The organism is Burkholderia sp. MSMB1072, from assembly GCF_001524725.1.
GTDB lineage: Bacteria > Pseudomonadota > Gammaproteobacteria > Burkholderiales > Burkholderiaceae > Burkholderia.
Window position 1 is genome coordinate 56083 of sequence record NZ_LOYC01000035.1, and the last position, 13209, is coordinate 69291.

General features: G+C 67.6%; 11 protein-coding genes. 9 read left to right on the plus strand and 2 right to left on the minus strand.

Annotation, left to right across the window (positions count from 1 at the left end; translation table 11 throughout):
• Window positions 1-175 precede the first annotated feature (175 nt).
• The 7 genes from WS89_RS19065 (at window position 176) to WS89_RS19095 (ending at window position 8818) form a co-directional block, all read left to right on the plus strand.
• Window positions 176-1231, plus strand: a complete 1056-nt coding sequence (locus WS89_RS19065) for a LacI family DNA-binding transcriptional regulator (RefSeq protein ID WP_059792672.1) — start codon at window positions 176-178, stop codon at window positions 1229-1231.
• Window positions 1232-1373: 142 nt separating this feature from the next.
• Window positions 1374-2081 (plus strand): TetR/AcrR family transcriptional regulator, encoded by a 708-nt coding sequence (locus WS89_RS19070; protein ID WP_059792675.1) that lies wholly within the window; start codon window positions 1374-1376, stop codon window positions 2079-2081.
• A 494-nt stretch (window positions 2082-2575) separates the two neighbouring features.
• The gene (locus tag WS89_RS19075) at window positions 2576-3991 is read left to right on the plus strand and encodes a glycoside hydrolase family 1 protein (RefSeq protein WP_059792676.1); all 1416 of its coding nucleotides are present in this window, start codon (window positions 2576-2578) and stop codon (window positions 3989-3991) included.
• Between the two features lie 43 nt (window positions 3992-4034).
• Window positions 4035-5306, plus strand: a complete 1272-nt coding sequence (locus tag WS89_RS19080) for a formylglycine-generating enzyme family protein (RefSeq protein WP_059792678.1) — start codon at window positions 4035-4037, stop codon at window positions 5304-5306.
• Between the two features lie 32 nt (window positions 5307-5338).
• Window positions 5339-7150 carry a sulfatase family protein gene (locus tag WS89_RS19085; RefSeq protein ID WP_059792681.1) on the plus strand — a complete coding sequence of 604 codons (1812 nt, stop codon included), beginning with the start codon at window positions 5339-5341 and terminating at the stop codon, window positions 7148-7150.
• Window positions 7151-7294: 144 nt separating this feature from the next.
• Entirely contained in the window at window positions 7295-8356 is a 1062-nt protein-coding gene (locus WS89_RS19090) for a porin (protein WP_059792683.1), read from the plus strand.
• Between the two features lie 60 nt (window positions 8357-8416).
• Entirely contained in the window at window positions 8417-8818 is a 402-nt protein-coding gene (locus WS89_RS19095) for a BON domain-containing protein (protein ID WP_257128186.1), read from the plus strand.
• Between the two features lie 53 nt (window positions 8819-8871).
• Here WS89_RS19095 and WS89_RS19100 read toward each other — a convergent pair whose 3' ends face one another.
• Window positions 8872-9513: a GntR family transcriptional regulator gene (locus tag WS89_RS19100; protein ID WP_059792687.1), complete on the minus strand. Its 642-nt coding sequence runs from the start codon at window positions 9511-9513 to the stop codon at window positions 8872-8874.
• Between the two features lie 130 nt (window positions 9514-9643).
• On the opposite strand from WS89_RS19100, the gene WS89_RS19105 reads away from it, so the two are divergent.
• Window positions 9644-10120: an OsmC family protein gene (locus WS89_RS19105; protein ID WP_059792688.1), complete on the plus strand. Its 477-nt coding sequence runs from the start codon at window positions 9644-9646 to the stop codon at window positions 10118-10120.
• 18 nt (window positions 10121-10138) lie between these two features.
• Here the strand turns inward: WS89_RS19105 and WS89_RS19110 are convergent, their stop codons facing one another.
• Window positions 10139-11089 (minus strand): LysR family transcriptional regulator, encoded by a 951-nt coding sequence (locus tag WS89_RS19110; RefSeq protein ID WP_059499577.1) that lies wholly within the window; start codon window positions 11087-11089, stop codon window positions 10139-10141.
• Window positions 11090-11203: 114 nt separating this feature from the next.
• Between WS89_RS19110 and WS89_RS19115 the strand changes: the two genes are divergently transcribed.
• Window positions 11204-12955 carry an IlvD/Edd family dehydratase gene (locus WS89_RS19115; RefSeq protein WP_059499576.1) on the plus strand — a complete coding sequence of 584 codons (1752 nt, stop codon included), beginning with the start codon at window positions 11204-11206 and terminating at the stop codon, window positions 12953-12955.
• Window positions 12956-13209: the final 254 nt, after the last annotated feature.

Below are 13209 nucleotides of genomic sequence, written 5' to 3' on the forward strand. Positions count from 1 at the left end.
GTTCTAATGCGCCGTACTGCGTGATTAAGCGCTTAATCATCGCGATCAAAAAAAGAGGCGAGGTGATCGCGGCCGAGTCGCGCCCGTCGGTCGGGCGGCAAGGTGTGCGGCGATAGTGCGCCGCTTCGCTGAGCGAAGCAAATACTGGATCGACGTCTCATATAGTGGGCAAACGATGGCTACTCTGGATGAAGTGGCGCGCCGCGCCGGCGTGACGGCCGCGACGGTGTCGAACGTGCTGCGCGACCGCGGCCGGGTCGGCGACGCGACGCGGGCGCGGGTGCTCGAAGCAGTCGACGCGCTCGGGTATCGGCCGCACCTCGCCGCGCGGGCGCTGGCGGAAGGGCGTGCGCCGACGGTCGCGTTGATGGTATCGAGCATCGCGAACCCGTTCTACCCGGAGTTCGCGCTCGCGGTCGAGCGTGCGGTGCGGCGCAACGGGCAGTTCCTGATCGTCTGCAATACGAACGAAGATCCGTTGCAGGGGCGCGCGTATCTCGACCAGATCGCCGGCACGATCTCCGAAGGCATTCTCGTGACCAATGCGAACCTGCACCTGCCGGATCTGCTCGACGTCGCGCGGCGTGGCGTGCCGGTCGTGCTGTGCCTGTGGGAGCGGCCCGAGGCGCCGCCCGACGGGCTGCCGTGCGTGGCCATCGATTTCCGCGAGGCGGGACGGATCGCGACGCGGCATCTGCTCGAACTCGGTCACGAGAAAATCGGCGTGATCGTCGGCGGCGCGGCGAGCGGTGTGCAGGCGGCGCGCTATGACGGCTTCGTCGACGTGATGCGCGACGCGGGGCTCGACGCGTCGATCGTCGAGGCCGAGCGCGATTCGATCGAGGGCGGCCTGCGCGCGGCGGGCCGGCTGCTCGATGCGCACCCGCAGTTGACCGCGCTGGTCGCGACCAACGACCTGCCGGCGATCGGCGCGCTGCACGCGGCGGCCGATCGCGGCAGGCGCGTGCCGGAGGACCTGTCGATCGTCGGCATTACCGATATTCACCTCGCCCGCGACACGCGGCCCACGCTGACGACCGTCGCGATTCCGACCGCCGAAGCGGCCGGAATCGCGGTCGAATTGCTCAATACGCTGCGCGAGGCGGGCGGGCAGGGCGACGACGCGTCGCGTGTGCGGGTCGCGTCGCTGCCGACGCTGGCGGTGCGCGGCACGACCGGGCCGGCCAGCGACCGTGCAACGCACCGTGCCGCGCGTACGCGCCGCCCGTAAGACCGCGAACGGGCCGTGTGGCGGCGCGAGGTTCGTTGGTAGAATTCGCATCCGTGGACAGCCGCCGCTGGCGATCGATACCACCGCCGGCTGCGCCCGACGGCCGACCCGCGCCTGCTTCGGCGCTCGACCCAATACGTGAATGAAGAAAACCGTCAAGACAGGTACGGCAACGGCTTCCGGCACGGCGCGCGCACGCCGGCCGACGCAGGCAGAGCGCAGCCAGGCGACGCGTGAGCGCGTCATTGCCGCCGCGATATCGCTGCTGCACAAGGAAGGCTATTCGGGCGCGACGACGCTCGCGATCCGGCGCGAAGCCGACGTCAGCATGGGCGCGCTGCAGCACCAGTTTCCAACCAAGGCAGAACTGATGGCGGCGGTGCAGGAACGGCTCATCGGCGATCGCTTCACACAGTTCGAACGCGCGGCGCGCAGCGCCACGACGCCGCTGGAGCGGATCGACCGGATGCTCGATGTCGCGGGCGCGCTCATCGGCACGCCGCTGTTCGCCGCCAGTATGGAGATCCAGTTGGCGCGGCGCGCCGACAAAGAGCTCGACGAGGCCGTGGCACGCATCCTCCAGCCGTTCGACGACGGGTTTCGCGCACTGATGCGCGACGTCGTCGCAGGTTTCGATCGGGCGACCGCGCTCAAGGTCACGCAATTGCAGTTGCTGGGCGGATCGATGATCCGCGGGCTGACCATCGATGTCGTGACGGGCGGCGAACCTGCGGCGGCGCGGGACGCCTTCGCGCTCTGGCGTGAAATCGCGCTGCGGCAAATTACGGACATGACGCAATCGCCCTCGCCGGCGCCGACGAAAACCGACAAGCGCCGCGCGTCGCGCTGATATTCCGCTGACGATTCGGGCCGCTCCGCATTTCGAGGCACCGCTCGGTTTGCTCAATTGACAAGCAATATATCCCACTTGTATGTTGCAGCTCATGCATGTTCGTGGCTGCGCTGTCGCCGATGGCAATGCGTCGAGCCGATACGCATGCCTGTATGACCGATCACGGATTCTTGCCGACATGACCCGAGCAACACCCCCGTACCGAACCGCCGGCTTCACCGCCGCGCTCCCGATGCTGTCCGCATGCGCGAGCGTGCAGCTTCATGCTCGCGCATGCGGATACCATCGTCGCCGTCCCGCATGCCGGTCGCTGGCTGATCGACGATGTGGGGCGCGTGCCGATCGTTCACGGCATCAACGTGGAGGCCACGCGGCGTCCTGATCAGCACCATCGACGCACACCCACCGCGCGTCATTTAAAAGCAGTGTGTATTACTTTTATAAAGACGGCGCCGTGCCGTACGGTCGTCCGTCGCTACATGGAGACATCAATGCGTATCGATCCGTCCAATCCGCGCTCGCCGGCGCGCCGCACGTTCCTGCGCGCCGGTGGCGCGGCAGCCGCCGGCCTGGCCTGCTCACCCGCGTTCGCGAGCGACAACGACGCTCGCTTCGCCGACGATTTCGTGTGGGGCGTCGCGGCGTCGGCCGCGCAAACGGAAAGCCGGGAAGGCCGCGGGCGGAGCAACTGGGACGTGTTCGCCGAACGGGCCGGCACGATCGCCGACGGCTCGACCAATGCGCGCTGCACGGAATTCGAACGGCGCTATCCGGCCGATATCGCATGGATGGCCGCCGCCGGAATTCGCGCGTTCCGCTTCTCGATCGCCTGGCCGCGCGTGCAGCCGCAGGGGCCAGGCGCGCCGAGCGACGCCGGCCTCGCCACCTACGACAGAATGATCGACGCGATGCTCGCGCGCGGCATCGAGCCGTTTCCGACGCTGTTTCACTGGGATACGCCGGTCTGGGCCGGCGATTTCCGGACCCGCGACATCGCCTATCGGCTGGCCGATTACGCCGATCGGGTGACGCGCCGGCTCGGCGATCGCGTGAAGCACTGGATCGTGCTGAACGAGCCCAACAGCCTCGCGCTGCGCGGCTACGGGATGGGCGTGCATGCGCCGGGGCTGCGCTCGCCGGAAGGCGTGTTCGCGGCGATGCATCACCAGAACCTCGCGCAGGGCCTCGCCTTCCAGGCGCTGCGTGCGAACCTGCGCGACGCGCGGATCGGCACGACGATCAACCTTCAACCGGTGCGCCCGGCGGCGCCGCGCGACGAAGACCGCAAGGCGGCCGGCCTCGTCGACATGTTGTGGAATCGCGCATTCCTCGATCCCCTGTACGGGCACGGTTATCCCGAGCCGCTCGTGCATTCGCTCGCCGCTCTCGTCCGGCCGGGTGACATGGACATCGTTGCCGCGAAGCCGGATTTCCTCGGGATGAACTACTACTCGCGCATCTACGCGCGAGCCAATCCGTCGGTGCCGTTCGGTGTCGAGCAGGCCGAACCGCCGGCCGATTTGCCGCGCACCGCGTACTTCCAGGTCGAGCCGGACGGGATGACCGAAATGCTGCTGCGCGTGCATCGCGACTACGGCGCGCCGGACATCTACATCACCGAAACCGGCTTCGCGCTCGACGATCCGGCGCCGCGCGACGGCGTCGTCGACGACGGCCCGCGCGTCGATCACCTGTCGCGCTATCTGCGCGCGGCACACGACGCTTATCGGCAAGGTGTGCGGCTGAAGGGGCTGTTCTACTGGGCCGCCACCGACAACTGGGAATGGGGGCAGGGGTTTTCGAAGCGATTCGGCCTCGTGCACGTCGATCTCGACACACAGGTTCGTATGCCTAAACGCAGCCTCGCGTACTACTCGCGATGCATCGCGCAGAACGCGGTGGCGTGATGCGCGGTCGCTTTTCTCATTCGTCATCGATCATCGGCATCGCATGAAATCCCGTTCGCAAGCCCGGCGCCTTCCGCGCCGGATCGTGCCGGCCAGCGTCGCGCCTCATTCGCCCGGCTCGCCCGGCTGGCCGGACTCGCCGGACGCCGACCGTCGTCCGCTGTTGCCGCGCGGCTGGCGCGGCGTCCGGCTGCTGGCCGTGCTGATCGTCGCATGCGCGGCGTTGGGCGCGGGGATCGGTTGGCTGTCCGCGGCCGCGCCGTCCCGCGGCGATGGCCCGCGCGCCGTCATCGGCGACGGACACGACGGGCCGCGCGACATGGCGTGGATTCCCGGCGGGACGTTTCTGATGGGCAGCGATGCGCAGGCGGCGCAGCCGAACGAGCGGCCTGCGCACCGGGTCACCGTGCGCGGCTTCTGGCTCGATCGCCACGACGTGACCAACGCGGAATTCCGGCGCTTCGTCGATGCGACCGGTTACGTCACGACCGCCGAGCGCAAGCCGGACTGGAACGCGCTGAAGGCGCAATTGCCGCCCGGCACGCCGCGGCCGCCCGACCGTGCGCTGGTGCCGGGCGCGCTCGTGTTCGTCGGCACGGCCGGCCCGGTTCCACTGGACGATTACGCGCGATGGTGGCGGTTCCTGCCCGGTGCGGACTGGCGGCACCCCGACGGGCCCGACAGCACGATCACAGGCAAGGACGATTACCCGGTCGTACAGGTCTCGTACGACGATGCGCGCGCGTATGCGCAGTGGGTCGGCAAGCGGCTGCCGACCGAGGCCGAATGGGAATTCGCGGCGCGCGGCGGTCTCGAGCAGGCCGATTACGCGTGGGGCAGTCAGCTCAAGCCGGCAGGGCGGCTGATGGCGAATATCTGGGAAGGGCAGCAGCCGCAGCCGTTTCCGGTCGTCGACGCGCGCACCGGCAAGCCGCCCGCCCCGAGCCCGGCCGGCACCTATCCGGCCAATGGCTACGGGCTGTACGACATGGCCGGCAACGTGTGGCAATGGGTGGCCGACTGGTATCGGGCCGATGCGTTCCTGCTGGCGGCCGAGAGCGGCCGTCCGATCGTCGAACCGCAGGGCCCCGCCGACAGTTGGGATCCAGCCGAGCCCGGCGTGCCGCCGCATGCGCCGAAGCGAGTGATCCGCGGCGGCTCGTTTCTTTGCAACGAATCGTATTGCCAGAGCTATCGGCCCAGCGCGCGGCGCGGCGTCGACCCCGAAGCGGGGATGTCGCATCTCGGCTTCCGGCTGGCGATGGACGAGCGCACGTGGCTCGCACGGCGCGGCCATGCGTACGCACCGGATTGACCGGCCGGATCAACCCAATCGAGGAGACAACCATGCGTTCCCCCCTGACCCGGCGAACCCGCCGGCACGCGCTGTCGCGCATCGTGGCATGCGCGACGGCCTGGCTGCTGATGCTGTTCGCCGGCACAGCGCATGCCGGTGCGGCGCGGCCGAACATCGTGTGGATCACCGTCGAGGACATCACGACGTTCATCGGCGGATACGGCGACCCGCAGGTCAGGACGCCGAACATCGACCGGCTGGCACGCGAGGGCGTGCTGTACACGCATGCTTATCAGGTGTCGGGTGTATGTGCACCTTCGCGTTCCGCGCTGATCACCGGCATGTATCCGACCTCGGTGGGCGCCCAGCATCACCGGACAGGGCCGGGCGAGATCTCGATCCCGGGCGTGACGGCGAACGACAAACCGAACGGCGTGCCCGCGACCTATTCGGTGGTGCTGCCGCCCGACGTGAAGGCGTTCCCCGAGCTGCTGCGCAAGGCCGGCTACTACACGTCGAACAACCAGAAGACCGATTACCAGTTCGTGCCGCCCGTGACGGTGTGGGACGAGAACGGCCCCGCGGCGTCCTACCGCTATCGGCCGAAGGAAAAGCCGTTCTTCGCGGTGTTCAACTTCTTCGTCACGCACGAGTCGATGATCGCCAACCGCAAGGATTCGCTGCGCGTCGATCCCGCGTCGATCACGGTGCCGCCGATCTATCCGGACACGCCGGCGGTGCGCGGCGACATCGCGCGCATGTACACCAACATCGAGACGATGGACCGGCAGGTCGGCGAACTGTTCGAGATGCTCAAGCGCGACGGCGTGTACGACAACACGATCATCTTCTTCTTCGCGGACAACGGCGGCACATTGCCGTGGATGAAGCGCGAGGTGCTCGAGCGCGGCACACGCGTACCGCTGATCATTCGTTTCCCCGGTGCGCCGCGTGCCGGGACCACCGATGCGCAGCTCGTGAGCGGCGTCGATCTCGCGCCGACCGTGCTGTCGCTGGCCGGCGTGCCGATTCCGTCCTACATGCAGGGGCAGGCATTCCTCGGGCCGGCGCGCGCACCGACGCCGCGCCGCTACGTGTTTGCCGCGCGCGACCGGATGGACAATGAATACGATCGCGTGCGGATGGTGCGCGATCAACGCTTCCGCTATCTGTACAACTACATGCCGGAGAAGCCGTACTACCAGCCTATCCGGTTCCGCGAAAGCATGCCGATGATGCGCGACATCCGGCGGCTGAAGGATGAAGGCAAGCTGCCGCCGCCCACCGCGGCGTGGTTCGGCACGAAGCCGGTGGAGGAGCTGTACGACGCCGACCGGGACCCATGGGAGCTGCACAACCTCGCGGACGACCCGCGCTATCGCGCCAAGCTCGACGAACTGCGCGCCGCATTTCATGTGTGGACCGATCGTTACGGCGATATGGGCGGCATCCCGGAACCCGAGATGATCTCGCGGATGTGGCTCGGCGGTTCGGCGCCGCCTGCCACGGCCGTGCCCGAAATCCGGCCTGCGCCGGGCGGCGTGACGATCGCATGCGCGACCCGTGGCGCGTCGATCGGCTACTGGATCGAACGTCGCGGCGATCCAGCGCCGCGTGTTACGCACACCGTACTGAGTTGGGACTTCGAACGGCTCGCCGGCGAAATGCTGCCGCCGAAGCTCGGTGCGCGCTTCGCCCATCTCGGCGATCAGCGGCCCGTGCAGCAGGACTGGTCCGTGTACGACGCGGGGCGCGTGATCCCGTTGCGCTCCGGCGACGTGCTGCACGTCAACGCAATGCGGATCGGCTATACGGCCGCGACGCTCGACTACCCGTTCCCGCAGACGCAAGCCCGCCGCTAGCGCGCTTGCCGAACGCGTGACGGCTGGCCCGTGCGGATCGCCTCGATGCGTGCCCGCGAGCCGGCCGACGCTGTCGCATCGACCAGGAACAAGCCATGGCGATGCCTAATCAATAAGTAAAACGAAATAAATGGATGGAGACACATGAAAAGAATCATCATGGTATCGGCGTTGGCATGCACGGCCGCCAATGCCGTTGCGCAATCGAGCGTGACGTTGTTCGGCTACGTCGGCGGCGGTATTCGCTGGACCGACGGCGTGAAGGGCGGCAGTCAGGTCGGTTTCGACAACAACACGATATCGGGCAACATCTTCGGCCTGAAGGGCGTCGAGGATCTCGGTGGCGGCGTGCAGGCGATCTTCATGCTGCAGAGCGGGTTCCTGACGGGAACGGGGGCGCTGTCGAAATCGTCGGGGCTGCTGTTTTCGCAGATGTCCTATGTCGGCTTGAGCGGCCCGTTCGGCCGTGTCACGCTCGGGCGACAGTTGAATGCGGCCGAGGACATCGGCATCGCGCTCGACCCGAATTCCGCGCAAGGACAGACGCTCGCGACGATCCCCGGCGTGGTTTGGGGCGGCAACTTCTTCACGAACGATTCGCGCTTCAACAACACGATCAAGTACGTCGGCACGTTCGGCGGCGTGACCGTGCGCGGCAGCTACTCGCCCGGCGGAACGGCCGGCAATCAGCGCGCCGGGTCGAATGTCGCGGTCGGCACGAGCTACCGGTTCCGGACGCTGTTGCTCGGCGCGGCTTACCAGACGACCTGGAACGCCGACGCATCGCAATGGGCGCGCACGATCATGGGCGGCGCGACCTGGCAGGTCGGCCCGACCCGTCTCTATTTGAGCTACAGCGATCTCGCCGTCAGCGCCGCGCGGGCCGGCGCGCCGGAGCGGCGCGACCGGATTCCGGCTGTCGGGGTCGTCTATCAGATCACGCCGTTCCTGCAATTGTCCGGCGCGACCTATTGGGACTTCGGGCAGAACCTGAAGAACGCCGCCGGCGCGGACGGCCGCAAGCTCACGTCGTACGCGATGCTGCAGTACTTCCTGTCGAAGCGGACGAGCCTGTATGCGGAGTTCGATCGAAACGGCTTCTCGGGCGCCTACAAGAAAGATCCGACCAATATTGGCGGGCTGTCGCTGCGACCGGACGGACGTACGGTCACCGGCGTGTCGGTCGGCATGATCACGCAGTTCTGATGCGCGTGGCTTCGGCAGCCAGCGCGTAGTTCGTTCTCCATCCTGTTGCGGAACTCATCCATGATTTATTCGAACCCCCGGGTTGTACTGATGCTCGCCGCATTGCTGCTGGCGTCCACCGCGCCGGCGCTTGCCCAGCCGTCCACGCCGCGTGCCACCGTGCCGGTTGCCGAGGCGGGAAGCGATGCCGGTGTCGCCGGCGCCGCCGCGCCGAACCGCGATACGTCGCGGGCCAGGCGGAAATCGAATCGGCTGCTCGTCAAGCGCGTGGCGGCGGTGCTCGCGCGTACGCGCGGGCTCGATTCGAGCCGCATCCTGATTCGCGCGGCCGACGGTACGGTGACGTTGTCGGGTACCGTGCCGGACAGCGTGCAGATTCCGCTGGCGGTGAATGTGGCTCGGCAGGTCGCCGGTGTGACGGCGGTTCGCAATCAACTGCGGATCGGGACACGTATCGAATAGCATCGATCGGCACATAGGCCGGCGCGCGCGACGCACACGCGCCCTCGCCGGCCTCAGTCGCCTTCGACGAGCCTCAACACGATGCGTCGGGCCGACTCGAGATGCGCGACGGTCATCGCGCGGGCGCCGCGTGCATTGCGTTCGCGGCACGCCTGGAGGATATCGTCGTGCTCGACCTGGAACGACGGCGTATCCGCGAGCAGCGTCGCCTGCAGGCGTTCGTAGCGCTCGACCTGGCCGCGCAGCTCGGCGATCGACTTCAACTGCCGCGCGTTGCCGCAGCACGAATACAGCAACGCGTGGAATTCGCGGTTCAGCTCGCCTTGCCGGCGCGGCACGGTTGCGTCCCCGAGCAGCCGATGCACGAGTTCGGCGCGGGCGAGCGTCTCGTCGTCGAGCCGCTTCACGCTGCGGTAGATCGCATCGCCTTCGAGCAGCACGCGCAAGTCGTAGATTTCCTGCACGTCCGACGCGCTCAGCATGCGCACGACGGCGCCGCGATTCCTGAAGATATCGAGCAGGCCTTCGCGTTCCAGCCGCTGGATCGCCTCGCGCATCGGAATCCGGCTGATGCCGAACCGTTCGGCCAGATCGCGCTCGACGAGCCGCTCGCCGGCCGCCAGCTCGCCGTTGACGATCATGTCGCGCAGCGATGCGGCGATCGCGTCCGCCGTGGAGTCGAGTCTGGTTTCCATGCCTGCGTGTTCCGTTAATTTGGAATAATGGTATACCAAACGGCGATCAGGTGCCACAATGAAGACCCCCGGCGGGCGTCGCGCAACGGCGTCCGGGCCGGTCGAGACACCAACATCAATGGAGAGCGAGATGGCATCGAGCGAACACACGTATCGCGTCGCGGTGGAGTGGACGGGCAATCGTGGCACCGGCACGTCGGGGTATCGCGAGTACGGCCGCGATCACGTGATCCGGGCCGGTTCCAAGCCGGATATCCCCGGTTCGTCGGACCCGGCGTTCCGCGGCGACGCGGCGCGCTGGAACCCCGAAGACCTGTTGCTCGCGTCGGCGTCGGCATGCCACAAGCTCTGGTATCTGCACCTGTGTTCCGAAGCCGGCATCCGCGTGTTGGCCTACGTCGACCACGCGGAAGGCACGATGCTCGACGGCGCCGAAGCGGGGCGCTTCACCGAAATCGTGCTGCGTCCGCAGGTGACGATCCGGGCCGGCGACGATCGCGAACGGGCGGCGCATCTGCATCACGACGCGCATGCAAAGTGCTATATCGCGAATTCGGTGAACTTTCCGATTCGCTGCGAACCGGTGATCGCGTGCGCAGCAGAATAAGAAACCGCGGCGACGGCGTCACAGCGCGACGTCGTACACCTCCCGTGCCGCCGCCCGAATCGCATCGACCATCACCGTCACCGCCGGCGAATGCAGCCGGTCGGTGCGCGTGATGATTCCGAAGTCGTCCATCCGGCAATCCATTTCCAGCGGCAGCACCGTGACGATGCCGTGCCGCGCGTAGTACCGCGCGACGTCCTCGGCGAGCACCGCGATCATGTCGCTCTGCTCGATCAATTGCGTGATGAACAGCAGCGCGGCCGTTTCGACGACGTTCGCCGGCGGCGCGAGGCTCGCGCGCTGGAACACGAGATCGAAGCGATGGCGCAGCACGCTGCCGGCCGGCGGCACGACCCAGGCGGCGCGCTGCACGTCCGCGAGCGACAGCGGCGCGTGCGCGAGCAGCGGATGGCCGGGGCGCACCACGGCCGCCACTGACTCGCCGGTCAGCGGCTCGTAGCGCAGGCGCAGCTTGTCGTGTTCGGCCGACAGCCGGCCGAGCACGATGTCGATCTTTTCCTGCGCGAGGTGTTCGAGCAGCACGTTGCTGGTGTCGATCTCGACCGACACGTGCAGGCCGGCATGCGTGCCTTTCACGGCGGCGACGGCCGGCGGCACGAGGCGCAGGCCCGGCGACGTGATCGCACCGACCGCCACGTGGCCGAGATGGCCGGCCTTCAGCGCGGCCAGTTCCTCGTGCGCCTGGTCGAGGCTGCCGAGCGCCGCGCGCGCGTGGCGGATCAGCGCGTCGCCGTACAGCGTCGGCCGCATCCCGCGCGGCAGGCGCTCGAACAGCACCGCGCCGATCGATTCCTCGAGTTCGCGCAGCAGCTTCGACGCAGCCGGCTGCGTCATGTTCAGCGCCGCCGCCGCGCGGTGAATGCTGCCTTCGTCGGCGAGCGCGACGAGCAGCAGCAACTGGCGCGTCTTCAGGCGGGCGCGGTTTCCCCATGGGCTGGCTTCGGGCATCGTACGGGTTTATATCGATATCGGAATCGATATCGTAATCGCCTAAATCGTCATTAGCCAGTTATCAAAATTCTGCCTAGACTGCGCCGGTATCCCGTCACCACAGGACTGACGATGTCGGCAACAAAACCCAGGCTGCGCTCCGCTCAATGGTTCGGCACGAACGACAAGAACGGCTTCATGTACCGGAGCTGGATGAAGAACCAGGGCATTCCCGATCACGAATTCGACGGCCGGCCGATCATCGGCATCTGCAACACATGGTCGGAACTGACGCCGTGCAACGCGCACTTTCGCAAGCTCGCCGAGCACGTGAAGCGCGGGATCTCCGAGGCGGGCGGCTTCCCGGTCGAATTCCCGGTGTTCTCGAACGGCGAATCGAACCTGCGGCCGTCGGCGATGCTCACGCGCAACCTCGCGTCGATGGACGTCGAGGAAGCGATCCGCGGCAACCCGATCGACGCGGTCGTGCTGCTCGCCGGCTGCGACAAGACGACGCCTGCGCTGCTGATGGGTGCGGCCAGCTGCGACGTGCCGGCGATCGTCGTGTCGGGCGGCCCGATGCTGAACGGCAAACTCGAAGGCAAGAACATCGGTTCGGGCACGGCCGTGTGGCAGTTGCACGAAGCGCTGAAGGCCGGCGAGATCGACGTGCATCACTTCCTGTCGGCCGAGGCCGGCATGTCGCGCTCGGCCGGCACCTGCAACACGATGGGCACCGCGTCGACGATGGCGTGCATGGCCGAGGCGCTCGGCGTCGCGCTGCCGCACAACGCGGCGATTCCGGCCGTCGATTCGCGCCGCTACGTGCTCGCGCACATGTCGGGCATCCGGATCGTCGAGATGGCGCTCGAAGGGCTCGTGCTGTCGAAGATCCTGACGCGCGCGGCGTTCGAGAACGCGATCCGCACTAACGCGGCGATCGGCGGCTCGACGAATGCCGTGATTCACCTGAAGGCGATCGCCGGCCGCATCGGCGTGCCGCTCGAACTGGAAGACTGGATGCGCATCGGCCGCGACACGCCGACGATCGTCGACCTGATGCCGTCGGGGCGCTTCCTGATGGAGGAGTTCTATTACGCGGGCGGGCTGCCGGCCGTGCTGCGCCGGCTCGGCGAAGGCGGGCTGCTGCCGCATCCGGATGCGCTGACGGTCAACGGCAAGTCGCTGTGGGACAACGTGCGCGAAGCGCCGAACTACGACGAAGAAGTGATCCGCCCGCTCGACCGGCCGCTGATCGCGGACGGCGGGATCTGCATCCTGCGCGGCAATCTCGCGCCGCGCGGCGCGGTGCTGAAGCCGTCGGCGGCGAGCCCCGAGCTGCTGAAGCATCGCGGCCGCGCGGTGGTGTTCGAGAACCTCGAGCACTACAAGGCGACGATCAACGACGAATCGCTCGACGTCGACGCGAGCTCCGTGATGGTGCTGAAGAACTGCGGGCCGCGCGGCTATCCGGGCATGGCCGAGGTCGGCAACATGGGGCTGCCGCCGAAGCTGCTGCGCCAGGGCGTGAAGGACATGGTGCGGATTTCCGACGCGCGGATGAGCGGCACCGCGTACGGCACGGTCGTGCTGCACGTCGCGCCGGAAGCGGCGGCCGGCGGGCCGCTCGCGGCCGTGCGCAACGGCGACTGGATCGAGCTCGACTGCGAGGCCGGCACGCTGCATCTCGACGTCACGGACGAGGAACTGCAGCGCCGCCTGTCGGACGTCGATCCGACCGCGGCGCCGGGTGTGGCCGGCCAGCTCGGCAAGGGCGGCTATGCACGGCTGTACATCGATCACGTGCTGCAGGCCGACGAGGGGTGCGACCTCGACTTCCTGGTTGGCACGCGCGGCGCGGAAGTGCCGAGCCATTCGCATTGAGCGGCGGGAACACGCATTCCGGGAACGGACCGAGACGGGGCACGAGGGAAACACGGTGACGCGCCGGATGCGGCCGAGCGCGAAGGAAGAGCTGCGTAAGCGTTCACGCACAAACGACGGCCGACCGTGAAGTATGGGGTATGAGCGCAGAAGCGCCAACGGGGATCGGCCGCGAAGCATGCGGTATGCGCAAGCCCCCAAGCGCAAATGCATACCGGCCGCGAAGGATGGGACGCACGTAAGCGCGAAAGCAC